Raw genomic sequence first — 21398 nt, 5'->3', positions numbered from 1 at the left:
TATCCATGGATAAGAAGATATTATGAGGTTTTTTTGTTTTAAAATTTTATATATAAGGATGTCGAAAAATGGCTATGCACCCTCGTGCTGGGCAGAAAGCTCAGCAGGAAGATCTTCATAATATCCCGGCTTTAGTTGCTAACTATTTCTTACAGCAACCGGATGCTACGAACCCAGATCATAAAGTACTTTTCGGTACTTCAGGTCACCGCGGTACAGCAGACAGATCAACATTTAACGAAAACCACATTCTAGCAATTGCACAAGCGGTTGCTGAAGTTCGTGCCGAGCAAGGTACAACTGGCCCTCTTTTCTTAGGTAAAGATACTCACGCTCTATCTGAGCCTGCGTTCTCTACGGTTATCGAAGTGCTTGTAGCGAACGGTGTTGAAGTTATTATTCAAGAAAACAACGGCTTTACTCCAACACCTGGTATCTCGCACGCGATTCTTACGCACAACCTAGTGAATGACAAAAAAGCCGACGGCATTGTTATCACGCCTTCACATAACCCACCTCAAGACGGCGGTATTAAATACAACCCGACACACGGTGGCCCAGCTGAAGCTGAACTGACTCAAGCGATTGAAGACCGTGCGAACGTGATCATTGCTGAGCAAATGCAAGGTGTTAAGCGTACGCCTATCGCACAGGCTAAACAGTCTGAGCTAGTAAAAGAAGTTGACCTAGTCGCGCCATACGTCGCTGATTTGGTTAACGTCGTGGATATGGAAGCGATCCAGAAAGCAAACATCAAGATTGGTGTTGATCCACTGGGTGGCAGCGGTATTGATTACTGGCGTCAAATTGGTAAAGCGTACAATCTAGATCTTACTCTGGTAAGTGAAGCGGTTGACCCTTCATTCCAATTCATGTCTCTAGATAAAGATGGCGTAGTTCGTATGGACTGTTCTTCTCCATACGCAATGGCAGGCTTACTGGCGCTTAAAGACGAGTACGCTCTAGCATTTGGTAACGACCCAGATTACGATCGCCACGGTATCGTGACACCTAAAGGTTTGATGAATCCAAACCACTTCTTAGCGGTTTGTATTGATTACCTATACCGTAACCGTGAAGGTTGGGGTAAAGACGTTGCTGTTGGTAAGACACTAGTATCAAGTGCATTAATCGATCGCGTAGTTTCTGACTTAGGTCGCGAACTTTGTGAAGTGCCAGTTGGTTTTAAATGGTTCGTTGATGGCTTATACAACGGCCAGTTTGGTTTTGGTGGCGAAGAGAGCGCAGGTGCTTCTTTCCTACGTAAAGACGGTACGCCTTGGTCAACAGATAAAGACGGCCTGATTCTTTGCTTGCTTGCGGCTGAGATCACAGCAGTGACAGGTAAGAACCCACAAGAATACTACGAAGAACTTGCCGCTAAACACGGTGAATCTAAGTACAACCGTATTCAAGCGGTAGCAAATGGTGCACAGAAAGACGTGCTGAAGAAACTATCTCCAGAGATGGTTTCTGCTGAGACGTTGGCTGGTGATGCAATTACTGCACGCTTAACACACGCTCCAGGTAACGGTGCTGCGATTGGTGGCTTGAAAGTGACAACTGAGAACGGCTGGTTTGCTGCGCGTCCATCAGGCACTGAAGACATCTACAAGATCTACTGTGAAAGCTTTAAGGGTGAAGAGCACCTGAAAGCAATCGAAGCAGAAGCTCAAGAGATTGTTAACCAAGTATTTGCAGCCGCTGGCCTATAATCGAATCTCGATTACTAGAGTTGCTAAGTAAATAGAAGAAGGGTTGATGTGAAAGCATCAACCCTTTTTGTTTGTGTTAGTTACGTATAAGCGGGAAAAGGTAACTGAGTTAGCTCAGACGACTAACCGTGTGGCCAACTTTGTGGCATCACAAACCAGAATTGCCCCGACTTTGTTTGCCCATGGACGAAGCGATCACCGAACTCGGTGATCGGCTGACTGCTGAAATCATCCGTCCCTGCTGCCCATTGCTCTTTGGTGAGTGGATACAGTGGTTCACTGATTAAATGAGCCTGATCTTGATAGCACCAAAAGCCGTTTACTTGGCTTGGGTTAATGTCATAGCCCAAGCATTTTGTCGGTATGTTTTGCTCTAAGAAAGGGTTGGTATATAGACGACCTTGCATCAGTAAGTGTTTTGAGTCGACATCGATTTCTGGATATTGCTCAACAAAGGCGGCAGAAGAGGACATTTCGAGTTGGTGGCTGAGCATCCTGTCGAGTTTCTTATCCAATTGGTCGTGAGAGTTGGGTCCAAACCATGTTTGTTCGTGGAGCAGATAAAACTTAATCGCCACTTCCCAATGTTCCAGCTTTTGGCTGCTCTCTTCTTTAAGAATAAAGTCGATTGCACCGAGAGTTCTGCCTTCCACATTGATCTGAATCTCGTCGTGCTTTATCGAGTAATTCGGTGAGGCAGCGATCACTTGCTCGCATAGATATTGGTAGAGGAAACCTAATCTAGGATTACCCTCATAAGTATGTGATGAGTCGATGGCATGGTTGCTAGAGAATGCACTGAGATCCGAAACCGGTGGCTTGATTTCTAGTAATGGCGGTGAGTCGATGACCCATTGGTAAAAACGTTGCAGTGCTGTCATCTCTTCCTCATAAACTCATCGTGGGGCTTTCGACATTCTACCCGTAAATTGATATAACGACGTTATTATAAAGGTAAGCTGGAAAGAAAAATGATTAACTTACAATTAGAAAAGCTACTTAACGAAAAACTGCAGCCACAGCAGATTAAAGATTACTGTCCGAATGGCCTTCAAGTCGAAGGTGCTTCTGAAGTCAAGCGTATTGTTACTGGTGTTACGGCTTCGCAAGCTTTGATTAATAAAGCGGTTGAGCTAGAGGCTGACGCTTTGTTGGTTCATCACGGTTTCTTTTGGAAAGGTGAGTCAGAGGCAATTCGTGGCATGAAGGGCAAACGCATTCGCACTCTGATAAAGAATGACATTAACCTTTTGGGTTATCACTTACCTCTCGATATCCATCCTGAACTTGGTAACAACGCCAAACTCGCTGAACTGCTTGATATTGAAGTAGAAGGTGGCTTGGAAGGGCACCCACAATCGGTTGCTATGTTTGGTAGATTAAAAACACCAATGACAGGTACTGAATTCGCAGCAAAAATCGATCAAGCTCTAAATCGTAAACCACTGCATATCGCTCCAGAAAACCAAGACAAAATGATAACGACCGTCGGTTGGTGTACTGGTGGTGGTCAAGACTACATTGAGCTAGCGGCTTCTCAAGGCATTGATGCTTTTATTTCTGGTGAAATTTCTGAGCGCACTACTTACTCAGCACGCGAGCAAGACATTCATTATTTTGCTGCTGGCCACCACGCGACTGAGCGATACGGTGTAAAAGCGTTAGGTGAATGGTTAGCGGAAGAACATGGCTTGGATGTTGAGTTTATTGATATCGATAACCCAGTTTAAGAGCAGATGCGAGATAAGGGGTACGAGTCGAGTGTATGCGTCGTTCTCTAGAATTGAGCAGGTAACCTGTATAGTTTATCTGCTCGCTTAAGGAGATCCCCAACTCATTCGTCCCTCGTTCTTGGGGATGACGATATTATTTTATTCGTTCACTTCGCATTCTTGAGGATGACGGGGTTGAGAGCGTACAAAAGAAAAGGGGTTGATGTTCTCACATCAACCCCTTTTAACATTATGATTTATAGCAACTATTCACGTTCGTGAAGTGCTTTAAAGTCACGTTGTTCTTCACCAGTATATAGCTGACGAGGACGACCGATACGGTTCGTCGGATCGCTGTGCATTTCGTTCCAGTGAGCAATCCAACCGATGGTACGAGACATCGCGAAGATTACTGTAAACATAGATACTGGAATACCGATTGCTTTCAGAATGATACCTGAGTAGAAATCTACGTTCGGGTATAGCTTCTTAGAAACAAAGTACTCATCAGAAAGAGCGATACGCTCAAGTTCCATCGCTACGTCTAGTAGTGGATCTTGGATGTTTAGCTCTTTAAGCACTTCGTGACACGCTTCGCGCATTACTGTTGCACGTGGGTCGTAGTTCTTGTAAACACGGTGACCGAAGCCCATCAAACGGAATGGGTCATCTTTGTCTTTTGCTTTCGCAACGTATTCTTCAATGTTATCTACGCTACCGATCTCTTCAAGCATGCGCAGACAAGCTTCGTTTGCACCGCCGTGAGCTGGGCCCCAAAGTGATGCGATACCTGCTGCGATACACGCAAACGGGTTAGCACCAGATGAACCAGCAAGACGCACTGTAGACGTAGAAGCGTTCTGTTCGTGGTCAGCATGTAGAGTGAAAATCTTATCCATTGCACGAGCAACGATAGGGTTCACTTCATACTCTTCACATGGGTTTGCAAACATCATGTGTAAGAAGTTTTCTGCGTAGCCTAGGTCGTTACGTGGGTAGATAAACGGCTGACCGATTGAATATTTGTAACACATTGCAGCCAGTGTTGGCATTTTTGAAATCAGGCGGTATGCCGCAATTTCACGGTGTGTATCGTTGTTGACATCAAGTGAGTCGTGGTAGAACGCCGCTAGAGCGCCTACAACACCACACATTACAGCCATAGGGTGAGCGTCACGACGGAAGCCGTGGAAGAAACTAGCGATTTGCTCGTGCACCATAGTGTGACGTGTCACGGTAGTCTTGAACTTTTCGTACTCAGCTCTAGATGGGGCTTCACCGTAAAGAAGTATGTAACATACTTCTAAGTAATCAGCGTTATTGGCAAGTTGGTCGATTGGATAACCACGATGTAAAAGAATGCCTTTTCCACCGTCAATAAAAGTGATTTGAGACTCACAGGATGCAGTGGCAAGAAAACCAGGGTCAAAAGTGAAAAAACCATTAGAACCTAGTGTACGAACATCGATCACTGGAGTACCAAGTACACCTTCTGTAATCGGCAGCTCGATTGGCGCTTGACCTTCAATGTGAAGGGTAGCTTTCTTATCCGCCATAACAATCTCCTTTGTTTATTATTTAATCCGTCCAGGATGTTTATGTGCCATTTTTTTACTGGTCTTACGTGGGAAAGTCAATTTTTCTGAAGCTTTGTGTGCACTTGTTAGTGTTTTTTACATTAAATTCGTTAAAAATCTGGTCTGTGTAGCATTATTTGTTACATCAATTGTATTAGAATGTTGCCAGTCGTATAGTGACGCTGAAAAGTTTGGTTAAAACCTTATAAATGCAAGGCTAAGAAGAAATGTGAGGTGTCTTTCTTAATCGAGCAGTTAACAATTATTTTACAATTATCTAAGGCTCAACTTCGGTTATTTGTTAAGTTAATGTTAAATTTTGAAGGTTTACAATCAAATTTTGTCCATAACAATATCATAAGGTTATTTAATGACCATAATGCTCAATGGAGCTGAGTGAGCAAGCCCGTGAAAGAAAGAAAGACAAGACCTGTTAATTTAGATTTACAGACCATCCACTTTCCAATCACAGCAATAGCTTCCATCCTACACCGTGTGTCTGGGGTGATAACTTTTGTCGCGATTGGAATTTTGCTTTGGTTACTATCCATTTCCCTCTCATCCCCAGTAGGCTTTGCCGAAGCTAGCGACATTGTCGATGGTTTCTTCGTGAAGTTTATTCTGTGGGGCATTTTAACCGCTTTGGCTTACCACATTGCTGGTGGTATTCGTCACCTTCTTATGGACCTTGGTCACTTTGAAGAGCTGGAATCTGGCGCGAAGAGCGCTAAGGTTGCATTCGCAGCAACAGCGGTATTGTCTCTACTAGCGGGGATCTTAGTATGGTAAACAACGTTTCTACTTTTGGTCGTAATGGTGTCCACGATTATCTATTGATTCGTGCTACTGCCATCATTATGACGCTTTACACTATCTACCTAGTTAGCTTTTGTGCTTTCTCTGGTGATATCTCTTACGCATCTTGGACGCAATTCTTTGGTGGAACCTTCACTAAAGTCTTCACCATGTTAGCGCTTACTTCTGTTTTGGTTCACGCGTGGATCGGCCTATGGCAAGTACTAACTGACTACATCAAGTGCGCAAAACTGCGTGTTGGTCTTCAAGTCGGTGTTGTTGCAGTTCTTCTTGGATATTTCTTCTCTGGTCTGTTTATTTTGTGGGGTGCGTAAGTGACTATTCCTGTTCGTGAGTTTGATGCCGTAGTGATCGGCGCTGGTGGTGCAGGTATGCGTGCCGCACTGCAAATTTCTGAGCAAGGCCTTTCTTGTGCATTGCTTTCTAAAGTTTTCCCTACTCGTTCTCATACGGTTTCAGCGCAAGGCGGCATCACTGTTGCTCTTGGTAACGCGCATGAAGACCATTGGGAACAACATATGTATGACACAGTAAAAGGTTCTGATTACATCGGTGACCAAGACGCTATCGAATACATGTGTAAAAACGGTCCTGAGTCGGTAATCGAACTCGAAAAAATGGGCCTGCCTTTCTCTCGTTTTGAGAACGGTACTATTTACCAGCGTCCTTTCGGTGGTCAATCTAAAAACTTTGGTGGTGAGCAAGCGGCTCGTACCGCAGCTGCAGCCGACCGTACTGGTCACGCACTGCTTCATACGCTTTACCAACAAAACATTAAACACAAAACGACGGTTTTCTCTGAGTGGTATGCACTGGATCTTGTTAAAAACGAAGATGGTGCAATTTTAGGTACTACCGCGCTTTGTATGGAAACGGGCGAGGTTTGCTACTTCAAAGCGAAGGCAACAATCCTTGCGACTGGTGGTGCTGGTCGTATCTACGCATCAACAACCAATGCACACATTAACACTGGTGACGGTGTTGGTATGGCGATTCGTGCTGGCGTTCCTATGCAAGACATCGAAATGTGGCAGTTCCACCCGACGGGTATCGCTGGTGCAGGTGTATTGGTAACGGAAGGTTGTCGTGGTGAAGGTGGTTACCTTCTCAATAAAGACGGCGAACGCTTCATGGAACGTTACGCACCAAACGCTAAAGACTTAGCGGGTCGTGATGTTGTTGCTCGTTCAATGATGGTTGAAATTCGTGAAGGTCGCGGTTGCGATGGCCCTTGGGGTCCACACATCAAGCTTAAGCTTGATCATCTAGGTAAAGAGACACTTGAATCTCGTCTTCCTGGTGTATGTGAACTTTCTCGTACCTTTGCTCACGTTGATCCAGTGAAAGAGCCAATCCCAGTAATCCCTACATGTCACTACATGATGGGTGGTGTTCCAACACAAGTTTCTGGTCAAGCTATTAAGCAAACCGAAGACGGCAACGATGTTGAAATCCAAGGTCTCTTTGCTTGTGGTGAAATCGCATCAGTATCAGTACATGGTGCCAACCGTCTAGGTGGTAACTCACTGCTTGATTTAGTGGTATTTGGTCGTGCGACAGGTCTACACCTAGGTGAGACACTGAAGAAGCAAGACGAAGCGAAACCTGCAACTGAAGCTGACATTGAGCGTTCACTAGAGCGTTACAACCGTTGGGAAAACAGCACAGACGGCGAAGATCCAGCGCAAATCCGTAAAGATCTTCAGCAATGTATGCAGAACAACTTCTCAGTATTCCGTGAAGGCAAAGCAATGGCTGAAGGCCTAGAAGAGCTAAAAGCGATTCGCGAGCGTCTGAAAAATGCACACCTATCTGATAAGTCTACAGAGTTCAACACTCAACGTATCGAGTGTCTAGAGCTTGAAAACTTGATGGAAACGGCATTCGCAACGGCTGTTGCTGCAAATTTCCGTACAGAGAGCCGTGGCGCACACGCTCGATTCGATTTCCCTGACCGTGATGATGAGCAATGGCTATGCCACTCACTTTACAACCCAGAGTCAGAGAGCATGACTAAGCGTGGTGTAAACATGGAACCTATCCATCGTGAAGCGTTCCCACCAAAAGCACGTACGTACTAAGGAGATATGACCATGAAACTGAATTTCTCTTTATATCGTTACAATCCAGATGTCGACCAGAAACCTTATATGAAGGAATACACTCTAGAAGTGGATGAAGGTTCAGACATGATGCTTTTGGATGCGCTTATTCTGTTGAAAGAGCAAGATCCAACAATCTCATTCCGTCGCTCATGCCGTGAAGGTGTATGTGGCTCGGATGGTTTGAACATGAACGGTAAAAATGGCCTAGCGTGTATCACGCCATTGTCTGCGCTTTCGGGCCAAGACAAGATTGTGATTCGCCCACTGCCTGGCTTACCCGTTGTTCGTGACCTGATTGTAGACATGACTCAGTTCTACGATAACTACGAAAAAGTGAAGCCATTCTTAGTGTCTGATGGCAATGTGCCACCGGCTCGTGAAAACTTACAAAGCCCTGATGAGCGTGCTCATTTAGATGGATTGTACGAATGTATCATGTGTGCATGTTGTACAACGTCATGCCCATCATTCTGGTGGAACCCTGACAAATTCATCGGACCAGCAGGCCTGCTTGCAGCGTACCGTTGGCTAATTGATAGCCGAGATACAGCGACAGACGAACGTTTGTCCGATCTTGATGATGCATTTAGCGTTTTTCGTTGCCATGGCATCATGAATTGTGTAAGTGTTTGTCCTAAGGGATTAAATCCGACGAAAGCTATTGGTCACATCAAGACCATGCTAGTGAATCGTTCGGTTTAAGTTATATAAAAATTGCCGCCCTAGAAGTTTTGGGGCGGCCTTTTAATAGCTCGGCATAGACCGCAGCAAACGTGAAAACTACTGGTTAAGGGAAAATATGCACAACGGCGTGATGAAGGCATGGCTCGAGTCTTCACACTTGGCTGGCGCCAATGCAACGTACGTAGAAGAACTCTATGAACTGTATCTAAGTGACCCAGATTCGGTAAGTGACGAATGGAGAAGTGTTTTTGAAGAACTGCCTGTGCAAGCTTCAGAGACAGTGGAACAACCACACTCTCGCGTTCGTGAATACTTCCGTCGACTCGCTCAAGAAACAAAGCATTACAGTGTCCAAGTTAGTGATCCAGATGTCGATGCGAAACAAGTAAAGGTTCTGCAACTTATTAATGCCTATCGATTCCGAGGGCATCAAGCAGCAAATCTAGACCCCCTAGGTTTATGGAAAAGAGCGACAGTTGATGAACTGGACCCTTCTTTCCACACTCTTACCGAAGATGACCTCAATGAGACGTTCAACGTCGGCTCTTACGCCATTGGCCAAGAGACGATGGTGCTTAAAGATCTCTACAAATCTCTAAAGCAAACGTATTGTGGCTCTATTGGTGCTGAATACATGCACATGACAAATACAGAGCAAAAGCGTTGGATCCAACAACGTTTAGAGTCTGTATCTGGTCAACCCTCTTTCAACAAAGAAGAAAAGCAAGCTTTCCTAGAAGAGCTAACTGCTGCTGAAGGTCTTGAGCGCTATCTTGGTGCGAAATTCCCAGGCGCAAAACGCTTCTCGTTGGAAGGTGGTGATGCTCTTATCCCAATGACGAAAGAAATTATTCGTCATGCTGGCGGACAAGGCATGCGTGAAGTTGTTGTTGGTATGGCTCACCGTGGTCGTCTAAACATGTTGGTCAACGTGCTTGGTAAAAAGCCACAAGACCTGTTTGACGAGTTTGCGGGCAAGCACGATGACACGTGGGGTACTGGTGATGTGAAATACCACCAAGGCTTCTCTGCGGACTTCGCAACGCCAGGCGGCAACGTTCACTTAGCACTAGCATTTAACCCATCTCACTTAGAAATCGTAAACCCGGTAGTTATCGGTTCAGTACGTGCACGTCAAGATCGCCTTGGTGATAATGATGGTAGCCGTGTACTTCCAATTACTATCCACGGTGACTCAGCTATCGCTGGTCAGGGTGTAGTACAAGAGACGTTTAACATGTCTCAAGCTCGTGGTTTCTGTGTAGGTGGTACGGTTCGTATCGTTGTAAACAACCAAGTTGGTTTTACAACGTCTAACCCTCGCGATACACGCTCTACGATGTACTGTACCGATATCGCGAAGATGGTTCAGGCTCCGATTTTCCACGTTAACTCTGATGATCCAGAAGCGGTTGCGTTTGTTGCGCGTCTTGCATTGGATTACCGTAATACGTTTAAGCGTGATGTTGTTATTGATTTGGTTTGTTACCGTCGCCACGGTCACAATGAAGCCGATGAGCCGAATGCAACACAGCCTTTGATGTACCAAAAAATCAAGAAGCACCCAACACCACGTAAGCTTTACGCTGACGTGCTAATGGAGCGCGGTGAGTTTGGTATTGATACAGCAACTCAGCTAGTTAACGAATATCGTGATGCACTTGATCACGGTGAAGTTGTGGTTAAAGAGTGGCGTCCAATGGCACTTCACTCAGTAGACTGGTCTCCTTACCTAGGTCACGACTGGAACATCGAGTGGGATAACAAGATTGATATCGAGCGCCTGAAAGAGCTTGGTACCAAACTTTGTCAATACCCGGACAGCCACAAGCTGCAAAGCCGAGTAAATAAACTGTACAACGATCGTACTGCCATGGTGAATGGTGAGAAACAAGTCGATTGGGGTATGGCTGAAACTCTGGCATACGCAACACTTGTTGACGACGGTAAGCGTATTCGTATCTCAGGCCAAGATTCAGGTCGTGGTACGTTCTTCCACCGTCACTCAGTACTGCACAATCAATCAGATGCAAGCACGTATGTTCCTCTTGCGAACATTCATGATAAACAAGGGCCATTCCAAGTGTTTGACTCTGTGTTATCTGAAGAAGCGGTACTCGCATTTGAGTATGGTTACGCGACAGCAGAGCCAAGCGGTCTAACCCTTTGGGAAGCTCAATTTGGTGACTTCGCAAACGGTGCACAAGTTGTTATCGACCAATTCATTTCATCAGGTGAGCAAAAGTGGGCACGTCTATGTGGTCTAACTATGCTGCTTCCTCACGGTTATGAAGGCCAAGGCCCGGAGCACTCTTCTGCACGTCTTGAGCGTTACCTTCAGTTATGTGCTGAACAAAACATGCAGGTTGTTGTTCCTTCAACACCAGCTCAGGTTTACCACATGATTCGCCGTCAGGTTGTTCGACCAATGCGTCGTCCACTGATTGTAATGTCACCTAAGTCATTGCTTCGTCACCCTCTGTGTACTTCTTCTCTTGAAGATTTGGCAGAAGGCACGTTCCAACCAGCTATCGCAGAAATTGATGATCTGGCTCCTGAGAACGTAAAACGCGTCGTGTTCTGTTCAGGTAAGGTTTACTTTGACCTGCTTGACCAAAGACGTAAGAACGAGCAAGACGATGTCGCTATTGTACGTATTGAGCAACTTTACCCGTTCCCTTATGAGGACGTGAGAGCTGCCATCGCACAGTACACAAATGTAGTCGATTACGTTTGGTGTCAAGAAGAGCCACAAAACCAAGGTGCTTGGTACAGTAGCCAACATAATTTCCGAGCTGCTATCCCAGTAGGTGCTGATATTCAATACGCAGGTCGTCCTGCATCAGCATCACCAGCTGTTGGCTATATGTCAGTACACTTGAAACAACAAAAAGCGTTAGTTGACGACGCTTTGACCCTACTTAAGAACTAGAAGTAAAAGGAAAATACGCACATGACAATTGAAATTCTGGTTCCAGATTTACCTGAATCTGTGGCTGATGCAACAGTTGCTACTTGGCACAAAAAACCGGGCGAAGCGGTTGCACGTGATGAAGTCATTGTAGATATCGAAACAGATAAAGTAGTTCTAGAAGTACCGGCTCCTGAAGCGGGTGTTCTGGAAGCTATCATCGAAGAAGAGGGTGCTACGGTACTTTCTAAGCAGCTTTTGGCTAAAATCAAGCCGGGTGCTGTCGCTGGTGAACCAACGAAAGACACCACTGAAGATACAGAAGCATCTCCTGATAAGCGCCATAAAGCTGCGCTAACAGAAGAGAACAACGACGCACTAAGCCCAGCTGTTCGTCGCCTGCTTGCTGAGCACAACCTACAACCAGCTGACGTTAAAGGCACTGGTGTTGGTGGTCGTATTACTCGTGAAGACATCGACGCACACCTAGCAGCAGCGAAAGCGGCTCCGGCAGCAGCATCTGCACCAGCAGTTGAAGCGCCAGCAGCGGCTCGCAGCCAAAAACGCGTGCCTATGACTCGCCTGCGTAAGACAGTTGCAAACCGTCTTCTAGAAGCGAAAAACAGCACAGCAATGCTGACTACTTTCAACGAAGTGAACATGAAGCCAATCATGGACCTTCGTAAGCAGTACAAAGACCAATTCGAGAAACGTCACGATACGCGTCTTGGCTTCATGTCTTTCTACGTGAAAGCAGTAACAGAAGCACTGAAGCGTTTCCCAGAAGTGAACGCTTCTATTGATGGTACAGATATCGTTTACCACAACTACTTCGACATCAGCATGGCGGTATCTACGCCACGTGGTCTAGTGACTCCAGTACTCAAAGACTGTGACACACTAGGTTTCGCTGATATCGAAAAAGGCATCAAAGAGCTAGCAATCAAAGGTCGTGACGGCAAGCTAACGGTTGATGAACTGATGGGCGGCAACTTCACTATCACAAACGGTGGTGTATTTGGTTCTCTAATGTCTACGCCAATCATCAACCCGCCTCAAGCGGCAATTTTGGGTATGCACAAAATCCAAGACCGTCCAATGGCTGTTGATGGCAAGGTAGAGATTCTACCAATGATGTACCTAGCGCTTTCTTACGACCACCGTCTAATCGATGGCCGTGAATCAGTTGGCTTCCTAGTGACCATCAAAGAGCTTCTAGAAGATCCTGCACGTCTGCTATTAGACGTTTAGTATCGCTAAAACGTCTAGTTAACCCCGTTAGCTAGACGTAAAAAGTTTCAAAGGCTAGGCTGCTCAACGTCTGGCCTTCAATTGAACTGTAAAGCCATTAGAAAATGGACAGCAGTTGTTTTGAGAAGACCCTACAGACGTAACACAGGAAACTGTGTCGTTATGGAAATAATAATCCCTTAAGGGAAAATAAACGGAATATCAAAATGAATTTGCATGAATACCAAGCCAAACAGCTGTTTGCAGAATTCGGTTTGCCTGTACCAGAAGGTTTCGCATGTGATACTGCACAAGAAGCTTTCGAAGCTGCAGGTCGTATCAGTACAGCCAAGAAAGTCGTTAAGTGTCAAGTACACGCTGGTGGCCGCGGTAAAGCGGGCGGCGTAGAGCTACATGACACCAAAGAAGGCGTTAAAGAGTTTGCACAAAAGTGGCTAGGTAAAAACCTAGTGACTTACCAAACAGACGCTAATGGTCAGCCTGTAACTAAGATCCTAGTTGAAGAAGCATCAAACATTGCTAACGAACTTTACCTAGGTGCTGTTGTTGACCGCGCAACGCGTAAAATTGTATTCATGGCGTCAACTGAAGGCGGTGTGGACATTGAGAAAATCGCTGAAGAAACTCCAGAGTTGATTCACCAATCAGCGATCGATCCTCTAGTAGGCCCTCAAGCTTACCAAGGCCGTGAACTGGCGTTCAAACTTGGTCTAGTTGGCGATCAAATCAAACAGTTCGTTAAGATCTTCATGGGTCTTGGCCAAATGTTCTCTCAGTACGACCTAGCTCTACTAGAAATCAACCCGCTTGTAATTACTGGCGAAGGCAACCTGCTTTGTCTAGACGGCAAGATCAACATCGACTCAAACGCGATGTACCGTCAGCCTAAACTTCGTGAAATGCACGATCCATCTCAAGAAGATGAGCGCGAAGCACACGCAGCACAGTGGGAACTGAACTACGTAGCACTAGATGGCAACGTTGGCTGTATGGTTAACGGTGCAGGCCTTGCGATGGGTACGATGGATATCGTAAACCTACACGGCGGCAAGCCAGCAAACTTCCTTGATGTAGGCGGCGGCGCGACTAAAGAGCGTGTAGCTGAAGCATTCAAGATCATCCTTTCTGATGACAATGTTAAAGCAGTACTCGTAAACATTTTCGGTGGCATCGTTCGTTGTGACATGATCGCTGAAGGTATTATCGGTGCAGTTAAAGAAGTCGGCGTAACAGTTCCTGTAGTTGTTCGTCTAGAAGGTACAAACGCAGACCTAGGTCGCGAAGTACTTGCTAATTCTGATGTTGATATCATTGCAGCTGAATCTCTAACAGATGCTGCTCAGAAAGTTGTTGCTGCTGCGGAGGCTAAATAATGTCTGTATTAATTAACAAAGACACTAAAGTAATCTGTCAGGGTTTCACTGGCGGTCAAGGTACATTCCACTCAGACCAAGCTATCGCATACGGTACGCAAATGGTTGGTGGTGTTTCACCTGGTAAAGGTGGTCAAACTCACCTAGGCCTTCCAGTATTCAACACAGTACGTGAAGCGGTAGAAGTAACTGGCGCAACAGCAACAGTTATCTACGTACCAGCTCCTTTCTGTAAAGATGCAATCCTAGAAGCGATTGATGCAGGTATCGAACTGATCGTAACGATCACTGAAGGTATCCCTACAACAGATATGATCGACGTTAAAGTGAAGCTAGAAGAAACTGGCGTTCGCATGATCGGTCCTAACTGTCCAGGTCTTATCACTCCAGACGAGTGTAAGATTGGTATCATGCCTGGTCACATCCACAAGAAGGGTAAAGTAGGCATCGTATCTCGCAGCGGTACTCTGACGTACGAAGCAGTTAAGCAAACAACAGATGAAGGCTTTGGTCAGTCTACATGTGTTGGTATCGGTGGTGACCCTATCCCAGGTTCAAACTTCATTGATATCCTAAAACTTTTCCAAGAAGACCCAGAAACTGAAGCAATCGTAATGATTGGTGAAATCGGTGGTACTGCGGAAGAAGAAGCGGCTGAGTTCATCAAAGCAAACGTAACTAAGCCAGTTGTATCTTACATCGCTGGTGTTACTGCTCCTCCGGGCAAGCGTATGGGCCACGCAGGCGCAATCATCTCTGGCGGTAAAGGTACTGCTGAAGATAAATTCGCAGCACTAGAAGCAGCAGGCGTTAAGACTGTTAAGTCTCTTGCTGACATCGGTAAAGGCCTACGTGAAATCACGGGTTGGTAATCAGCTGGCTTTTATCGATTGAGATAGAAGTTAATTGAAACGATATTAAAAAGGCTTGGTCACTGACCAAGCCTTTTTTTATGTTTTCGAGATACGAGATCGTACTGCTAAGTGCTAAGCTCGACTTCTAACCATTTGAGATAGCATAAACATTGCTGCCGCACTGATAACCACAGACGGGCCAGCAGGCGTATCATAGAACCAAGACAAGCTTAATCCACCGAATACAGCGATAGAGCCAATAATTGATGCAAGGAAGGCCATCTGCTCAGGTGTGCTCGAGAACTTCCTTGCCGTTGCTGCAGGAATAATCAGTAGCGATGTCATGATTAACGCACCAACAAACTTCATACCGACAGCAATCACGATACCGACCAATAGCATCAGAATCAGACGCATTAAATCAATGTTGATGCCATCAACCGCCGCGAGATCTTCGTTAACCGTCGTTGATAGTAGTGGTCGCCAAAAGATAGCAAGTACTAATCCAATCACAGCAGCACCCGCATAGATGAACACTAAATCCGTTGGAGATACTGCCAGCAAGTCACCAAATAGGTAGCTCATTAGGTCAACACGAACGTTATCTAAGAAACTGACAGCAACCAAACCAAGTGATAGCGCACTGTGCGCCAAAATACCGAGTAGGGTATCGGTCGCGACCAGCTTTTGTTTTTGTAAAGTCACTAGCAACACGGCCAGCATCAAACAACAAATCAGCAGCGCGAAATACAAGTTAATGTTGAACAGAAAGCCAAGTGCTAAGCCCATCAAAGAAGCGTGAGCAAGCGTGTCACCAAAGTAAGCCATCTTACGCCACACCACGAATGAACCTAGTGGGCCTGCAATTAGTGCAATACCCAAACCCGCCAAAATAGAGGGAAGAAGAAACTCAAGCATTAGTGGTGTCCGTGTTTATGGTTTGAACATTCATGCACGTCGCCTTCGACAGGCTGGCCTGCGAGATCATGATGGTGATGTTCGTGTTGGTGATGATAAAACGCTAGCGTCTCTTGGGTCGCGGTGCCAAAGAGCGCAATATACGAAGGATGGTGTTTGATGTCTGCAGGTGCGCCTGAGCAACAGATGTGGTGGTGTAAACAGATAACATCGTCTGTTTTTGCCATCACTAAATGCAGATCGTGTGAAACCATAAATACGGCACAACCAAAGCGGTGGCGAATGGTGTCAATCAAGTCATACAGGTCTATTTGCCCTTGAACGTCGACGCCTTGAGCCGGTTCATCGAGAACCAGTAGATCTGGTCTTCTTAGCAATGAACGAGCAATGAGCACACGTTGGTTTTCTCCGCCAGATAGCTGGTGCATGTTACTCTTCTGCAGATGTTCAGCACCAACAAGCTTCAATGCTTCAAGGATCTCTTGCTGACTGAAATTGCCAGTGAGTTTTAGAAAACGCTCTACGTTGAGCGGTAGGGAATCATTGAGCTTTAATTTTTGTGGTACATAGCCAATTTTCAGTTTTTTAGCTTTTGTTATTGTGCCTGAAAATTTGGTCTGTAAACCCAGTACCACTTTTACTAATGTCGACTTTCCTGCACCGTTTGGCCCAATCAGGGTGGTGATTCTGCCGCGCTCTAAATTTAGAGAGATGTTGTCTAGAACTTTTCGACCGTCAAATTCGACGCTCACAGAATCTAGTTGGATTAAGTTATCCATGAATAGAACTCATTTGCAATTCGCTAATGTTATAATGTAACATTTACCTCAAGCCTAAGCTACTTTTCTATTATCGAGGGATTATGTCACGTTCATCTTTTATACTTGCTACTTTGCTTTTAGCGCCAAGTGTCGCAAGTGCCAATACTATTCTAACAAGCTTTAAACCAATTCAAATGATTGTGACAGAATTAACGCAAGGCGTTAGTGAGCCGGATGTGTTGATGAACAGCAATGCTTCGCCGCATGATTATGCGCTTAAGCCATCGGATGTAAAAAAAGTTCATAGTGCCGATATGGTCATCTGGTTCGGCCCTGACCTAGAAGCCTTTCTGACTAAGGTGATTGGTTCAAAAGAAAATGTTATCAAGATCAGTGATATTCCCGGAATCAACTTGCGAGAGTTCGGACACGAAGAGCATGACCACGATGCACATGAAGGGCACCACCACGGTAGCCATGACCCGCATTTTTGGTTAGGTATCGAGCAAGTTGAAGTAGCTGCAAAATACATCTCAGCTAAGTTGATTGAATCTGATCCAGACAACGCAATGGCGTACCAAGAGAATCTCGATTCATTCCTGATTGCATTGAAAGAGAAGCAACAGTCTATTCGAGAGCAACTTGCACCCGTGAAAGACAAAGGTTACTACGTTTTTCATGACGCGTATGGTTACTTTGAGCAAGAGTTTGAGCTAAATAACTTAGGTCACTTTACGGTGAGCCCAGAGCGTAAGCCGGGTGCAAAAAGCCTGATCGCTATTAAGAAAACGATAGTACGTGAAAACGTTCAATGTGTGTTTTCTGAGCCTCAATTCACTCCTGCTGTGATTGAATCAGTGACGCGCGGAAGTAACGCAAAACAAGGTCAGCTTGACCCTATCGGTTCAACAGTTGAAGTGAAGAGTGGAAGCTATTTCGATTTTCTTCAGCAACTTACAGATAGCTATACAAGTTGTTTAGACGAGAAGTAAGTCATAAACGAGTATTCTTTACTCTACTTTGCTCTCGTTAATTTATGAATCATGCCGCTTTTTGCGGCATTTTCGTGACCGCTAAGATAAAACCTCCTAACAAATAACAAACCTCCTTTCTCCTTTTCTAATTTCCGCTAAAATGGAAAGATAATAATAAGCACAAAAAAACTCAGTTTTTGGTTTAGCAACGATAAGACGTTGTGGTACCCAAAATTTCATGTGTTGTTGCTGTTCAGGATTAAGAGTTGTATCGAATTATCTTCAAAATGTTCATGTTAATGAGCATTTCATTTAGCGTTCTAGCGGTAAATACCTCGCCCTCCGTTTTCTATCCTTTGCCCGTTCAAGCGCAAGGGAATTTCCTTGCGGCTAAAAACTTGTATTTAGGTGCCGGAGGTGGGCTCTGGGTTCATGATGTGCATGGAAAAGTACTCTTTTACGATGGTCGAACTCTATTCCCTCGCAAGGGAAGCTTACTGCAATTTTCTTCGGAAAGAGTCGCCTTTCTGAACGATGAGTTTTGGACATTTTTCGACAATGAGGTCTATCGACATAACCCTGGAATTGGCAACGAATTGGCGTTTAGCCTAAGTCCCGGCGCTGAAATAGCGAATATCGGTGCATCAGGCGATTATATTTGGGTTACTGACGGCAGTAATTTCTATACCTACAACACTCAATCTTTAGAATTCAACACCTACTCTCTACTTAAACTGTACCGATACAATAACAGCAGTGACATTGCGATTAACGACGCTGAGTGGGTACTATCAAAGTGGGTGCTAGCGACCAGTTCTGGCGTTTACCTTTCAGAGAATCAAGAGTTTACCCATGTCACCGCATCAGACAAAAACCATATTGAGACGGTTTATTTTTCGAATGCTCGACGTGAGTTAGTGATCGGTACTTTAAATGGTGCTGTGATTGTTGATCTCGCGAACCCAGACAAAGAGACCATCGTTAAAGGGTCGCATGTTCTCTCGTTGGCCGAAACTTCGGACCAGTATTGGATTGGTACAGAGCACGGCCTTATTAGCTACAACTTTATTACGGGACAAATTACTCGATTCGAACAAGCCGCTAGTCAAGACTTCTCGTTACCGGGTGAGAAAATATATTCGTTGATAAACGATCATGCTGGTGGTATGTGGGTTGCGACAAACAACGGTATCCGATACTTCTCACTGTTCAGCAAAACCTTCTCGAGAACACCCCTAACTGGAATGGGCATGCATTCGAGTAGTGTGGTGATCAATAAAGTACTGCCTGTCAGTGACCAGTTATCTTGGGTCGCGTCTTCAATGGGGCTCTACTTGGTTGATTCTGAAAGTGAAGAGAACCCAATTCGTGTTTACTCTAACCCTGTTAATGATTTTGAGATCTTTGGCTCTTCCATTTGGTTGGCGACCGAACAAGGTATCATCAGTCTAAATACGGAAACACTACAACCCGAAGCCCTTGATTTACCAAGGCCAATTGAGGGAGTGCGTGTTGAAAACCTTGCGCTTCAAGCCGATAACGTTCTTTGGATGACCTCTGGGCAAAACCTCTATTCGTTATCTATCGAAACCATGAAACTGACGAGTTATGGCACTGACTGGTTAGTCGACAAGTTCTTGCCTGCGAAGATCACCGCTCTCAATGTAGGCTTGCTAGGTCGCATCTATATAGGAACGGATCATGGCTTCTACTCGTTCATTGATAAACGAATTAGCTTTAGTCGTTCCAGCGAACGGTTTGGCAAAGTCGTCGATATTGAAAAAGCGAAGGATGGAGCGCAGTGGTTTGCGAGCAGTTATGGCGTGTATCGAATCCCGGATGACAGCTCTATTATTCAAGAAATCACTCTTGTTGAAGACAATATTAGCCCCAACTGCCTGATAAGCGATGACAATGGTGTTTGGTTAGGCTCTTCGAAAGGCATCAGTTATTACGGATTGGATGGGCAACTGCATAAACACATAGGTTCGCCATTTGGTTTGATCACCAATGAACTGGCGGCAGGAGCGTGTGCTCTTTTTTACAGTCAAGATAGCCAACCTTCGAGGCTTGTTTTCGGCTCAAAGTATGGTGTAGTCAGCGCGTTATCTAACGAGTTACTGGTATCAACTACACCTCATAGCCGTGCCTTGTTGAGTAAGATAAGTGTCGACCAACAAACGGTATCACTTGGCGGGAAAACGGCAGAGCTGGATGAGATTCCTTATGGTTCATCGATGGGGTTTAAGCTAGGTATCTTACCAGCAACGTTCGCACCTGCGATGGAATACCGACTGAGCGACGATGAACCTTGGAGTGAGTTTGAAGGGGGCTTGTTAACGCTCGATCATCTTCTTCCAGGGGATTACACACTTGAAGTGAAGCCGGTTAAAGGCTCCCATTATCGCTTTGTGTCAACCAATCAAAGCTTCTCGATTGCGGAGCCTTGGTATCTGACCAATTGGGCTGCAGCAAGCTCTCTGATATTACTGATTGGCGTTGTGACTATCTTAGTCTTTTGGCGTTCGCGTTATGTCACTTTTGCCAACCGGCACTTAAAAGCGCAAGTTGCACTGAAGACAGACCAATTGAGGCACCAAAGCCGGATATTACTCGCCACTAATCAACAGCTTAAAAAGCAGCTATCCGTGAAGAATGCGCTTGTGTCTCACACTGCCAATGAACTCTCTTCTGAAGTGAATCATATTGCTGCGATGCTCCCGAATTGGAATGACGAGATCGGGAAGTCGCCGATTCTAACCTTGAAAAATGGCTTAGCTCAATTGAGTAATACGCCTCAAGGAGAAGGGCAAGTTTGTTACGATATAATTTTAATCTTAGAGGTGGTACTCAAAGCTTGGCAGGATGACTTAACCAAAGCCGGTATTGAACTGGATATTAAAGTCGAAACAAAACAACGATATGTCTCGTTGCTGTATTTTAATCTCGATATTATCTTCAATAGCTTGGTCGGGAGCATCATCAAGAGAAACTTTAAGTCGCAGAGTATGGTGGTTCTGGTTGAAGAGGTTAAGGAGCATCTTGTTGTAACCATTCGAGATCATGGCATGCCTTTCCCTAAGCTGGCATCAAGCATGGGTGACAATACCGGAAAGTCGACCGACCTTAACATCGAAAAGCTGCCGCTATTGATGAATCAGAGCGGTGGCGAGCTTAATGCCTTTGTTTCGGAGTCTCAAAATAAGGTTCAGCTTTCGTGGCCAATTGAGTATCAAGTACTCGACAATCTTGAAGCCAGCACAATTGAACAGATTGAAACCATTAAGCTTGCCGCCTCAACACCAGAGCAACAAAAACTGACAGCGGAACAAGAGTGGAAGAACAGAGTGTCGCAGCTTGTGAGTGAAAACTACGCTGATGCCGAGTTCAGTACTGCAACTGCCGCTAAGTATTTGTTTATGTCTGAGAGAAGCTTACAGAGACGCTTTAAATCGGCTTACAACAAGACCTTCAAAGAGCACTTGAATGAAGTACGTCTAGAGCATGCGTGTGAGCGCTTACTCGCTGGAGAGAAGATCTCTGATGTGGCGTTTGATTCGGGGTTCAATGACCCTTCCTATTTCAGTCAAAGGTTTAAGCACCACTTTGGCATGTCACCATCTAAGTTTGCTGAAAACAACGAAGAGTAGCACGCAGCGGATACTCAGCTAGAACATAAATAAAGATACTTTAGCCTCGACATTCGTGTTGGGGCTTTCTTATGCTTCTACGAGATACGAGATACGA

The 21398-nt window shown here is 45.3% G+C and carries 16 protein-coding genes; 12 read left to right on the top strand and 4 right to left on the bottom strand.

Going from position 1 to position 21398, the window contains the following annotated elements; genetic code table 11:
• The first annotated feature begins 68 nt into the window (after window positions 1-68).
• Entirely contained in the window at window positions 69-1715 is a 1647-nt protein-coding gene (gene pgm / locus AB4517_RS16490; RefSeq protein WP_017067383.1) for a phosphoglucomutase (alpha-D-glucose-1,6-bisphosphate-dependent), read from the top strand.
• 122 nt (window positions 1716-1837) lie between these two features.
• On the opposite strand, the gene AB4517_RS16485 is transcribed toward pgm, so the two are convergent.
• Window positions 1838-2596 (bottom strand): DUF1853 family protein, encoded by a 759-nt coding sequence (locus AB4517_RS16485; protein WP_017061951.1) that lies wholly within the window; start codon window positions 2594-2596, stop codon window positions 1838-1840.
• A 90-nt stretch (window positions 2597-2686) separates the two neighbouring features.
• Between AB4517_RS16485 and AB4517_RS16480 the strand changes: the two genes are divergently transcribed.
• Window positions 2687-3445 carry a Nif3-like dinuclear metal center hexameric protein gene (locus tag AB4517_RS16480; protein WP_372148810.1) on the top strand — a complete coding sequence of 253 codons (759 nt, stop codon included), beginning with the start codon at window positions 2687-2689 and terminating at the stop codon, window positions 3443-3445.
• Window positions 3446-3693: 248 nt separating this feature from the next.
• Here the strand turns inward: AB4517_RS16480 and AB4517_RS16475 are convergent, their stop codons facing one another.
• On the bottom strand, window positions 3694-4983 hold the full coding sequence (locus AB4517_RS16475; protein WP_017061949.1) for a citrate synthase: 1290 nt from the start codon (window positions 4981-4983) through the stop codon (window positions 3694-3696).
• Between the two features lie 417 nt (window positions 4984-5400).
• On the opposite strand from AB4517_RS16475, the gene sdhC reads away from it, so the two are divergent.
• From sdhC to sucD, 8 genes are all read left to right on the top strand, one after another.
• Window positions 5401-5793 (top strand): succinate dehydrogenase cytochrome b556 subunit, encoded by a 393-nt coding sequence (gene sdhC / locus AB4517_RS16470; RefSeq protein ID WP_017061948.1) that lies wholly within the window; start codon window positions 5401-5403, stop codon window positions 5791-5793.
• Entirely contained in the window at window positions 5787-6134 is a 348-nt protein-coding gene (sdhD, locus tag AB4517_RS16465; RefSeq protein WP_010436768.1) for a succinate dehydrogenase, hydrophobic membrane anchor protein, read from the top strand. The genes sdhC and sdhD overlap by 7 nt, the downstream gene beginning before the upstream one ends.
• On the top strand, window positions 6135-7901 hold the full coding sequence (gene sdhA, locus AB4517_RS16460; protein WP_017061947.1) for a succinate dehydrogenase flavoprotein subunit: 1767 nt from the start codon (window positions 6135-6137) through the stop codon (window positions 7899-7901).
• A 12-nt stretch (window positions 7902-7913) separates the two neighbouring features.
• Window positions 7914-8627, top strand: a complete 714-nt coding sequence (locus AB4517_RS16455; protein WP_010436773.1) for a succinate dehydrogenase iron-sulfur subunit — start codon at window positions 7914-7916, stop codon at window positions 8625-8627.
• 97 nt (window positions 8628-8724) lie between these two features.
• Window positions 8725-11541: a 2-oxoglutarate dehydrogenase E1 component gene (sucA, locus tag AB4517_RS16450; protein WP_017061946.1), complete on the top strand. Its 2817-nt coding sequence runs from the start codon at window positions 8725-8727 to the stop codon at window positions 11539-11541.
• 21 nt (window positions 11542-11562) lie between these two features.
• On the top strand, window positions 11563-12771 hold the full coding sequence (gene odhB, locus AB4517_RS16445; RefSeq protein ID WP_017056410.1) for a 2-oxoglutarate dehydrogenase complex dihydrolipoyllysine-residue succinyltransferase: 1209 nt from the start codon (window positions 11563-11565) through the stop codon (window positions 12769-12771).
• A gap of 206 nt (window positions 12772-12977) precedes the next feature.
• Entirely contained in the window at window positions 12978-14144 is a 1167-nt protein-coding gene (sucC, locus tag AB4517_RS16440) for an ADP-forming succinate--CoA ligase subunit beta (RefSeq protein ID WP_010436793.1), read from the top strand.
• Entirely contained in the window at window positions 14144-15016 is an 873-nt protein-coding gene (sucD, locus tag AB4517_RS16435) for a succinate--CoA ligase subunit alpha (protein ID WP_004734209.1), read from the top strand. Before sucC ends, sucD begins: the two co-directional genes overlap by 1 nt.
• A 114-nt stretch (window positions 15017-15130) precedes the next feature.
• Here the strand turns inward: sucD and znuB are convergent, their stop codons facing one another.
• Both znuB and znuC read right to left on the bottom strand, forming a co-directional pair.
• Window positions 15131-15916 carry a zinc ABC transporter permease subunit ZnuB gene (gene znuB / locus AB4517_RS16430; RefSeq protein ID WP_017061944.1) on the bottom strand — a complete coding sequence of 262 codons (786 nt, stop codon included), beginning with the start codon at window positions 15914-15916 and terminating at the stop codon, window positions 15131-15133.
• Window positions 15916-16695: a zinc ABC transporter ATP-binding protein ZnuC gene (gene znuC, locus AB4517_RS16425; RefSeq protein ID WP_017061943.1), complete on the bottom strand. Its 780-nt coding sequence runs from the start codon at window positions 16693-16695 to the stop codon at window positions 15916-15918. Before znuC ends, znuB begins: the two co-directional genes overlap by 1 nt.
• 83 nt (window positions 16696-16778) lie before the next feature.
• On the opposite strand from znuC, the gene znuA reads away from it, so the two are divergent.
• Complete coding sequence (znuA, locus tag AB4517_RS16420; RefSeq protein WP_017067380.1) at window positions 16779-17669, top strand: zinc ABC transporter substrate-binding protein ZnuA; 891 nt, start codon at window positions 16779-16781, stop codon at window positions 17667-17669.
• A 269-nt stretch (window positions 17670-17938) separates the two neighbouring features.
• Window positions 17939-21301 carry a helix-turn-helix domain-containing protein gene (locus AB4517_RS16415; RefSeq protein WP_372148808.1) on the top strand — a complete coding sequence of 1121 codons (3363 nt, stop codon included), beginning with the start codon at window positions 17939-17941 and terminating at the stop codon, window positions 21299-21301.
• Window positions 21302-21398 lie beyond the last annotated feature (97 nt).

The sequence above is a fragment of the Vibrio sp. 10N.222.52.C3 genome, from assembly GCF_041474195.1.
GTDB lineage: Bacteria > Pseudomonadota > Gammaproteobacteria > Enterobacterales > Vibrionaceae > Vibrio > Vibrio crassostreae_C.
This window is presented reverse-complemented; position numbering and strand designations above follow the sequence as displayed.

Coding starts and splice junctions, on each gene's coding strand:
- pgm (WP_017067383.1), top strand. CDS start 69: ATGGCTATGCACCCTCGTGCTGGGCAGAAAGCTCAGCAGGAAGATCTT.
- AB4517_RS16485 (WP_017061951.1), bottom strand. CDS start 2,596: ATGACAGCACTGCAACGTTTTTACCAATGGGTCATCGACTCACCGCCA.
- AB4517_RS16480 (WP_372148810.1), top strand. CDS start 2,687: ATGATTAACTTACAATTAGAAAAGCTACTTAACGAAAAACTGCAGCCA.
- AB4517_RS16475 (WP_017061949.1), bottom strand. CDS start 4,983: ATGGCGGATAAGAAAGCTACCCTTCACATTGAAGGTCAAGCGCCAATC.
- sdhD (WP_010436768.1), top strand. CDS start 5,787: ATGGTAAACAACGTTTCTACTTTTGGTCGTAATGGTGTCCACGATTAT.
- AB4517_RS16455 (WP_010436773.1), top strand. CDS start 7,914: ATGAAACTGAATTTCTCTTTATATCGTTACAATCCAGATGTCGACCAG.
- sucA (WP_017061946.1), top strand. CDS start 8,725: ATGCACAACGGCGTGATGAAGGCATGGCTCGAGTCTTCACACTTGGCT.
- odhB (WP_017056410.1), top strand. CDS start 11,563: ATGACAATTGAAATTCTGGTTCCAGATTTACCTGAATCTGTGGCTGAT.
- sucC (WP_010436793.1), top strand. CDS start 12,978: ATGAATTTGCATGAATACCAAGCCAAACAGCTGTTTGCAGAATTCGGT.
- sucD (WP_004734209.1), top strand. CDS start 14,144: ATGTCTGTATTAATTAACAAAGACACTAAAGTAATCTGTCAGGGTTTC.
- znuB (WP_017061944.1), bottom strand. CDS start 15,916: ATGCTTGAGTTTCTTCTTCCCTCTATTTTGGCGGGTTTGGGTATTGCA.
- znuC (WP_017061943.1), bottom strand. CDS start 16,695: ATGGATAACTTAATCCAACTAGATTCTGTGAGCGTCGAATTTGACGGT.
- znuA (WP_017067380.1), top strand. CDS start 16,779: ATGTCACGTTCATCTTTTATACTTGCTACTTTGCTTTTAGCGCCAAGT.
- AB4517_RS16415 (WP_372148808.1), top strand. CDS start 17,939: ATGTTCATGTTAATGAGCATTTCATTTAGCGTTCTAGCGGTAAATACC.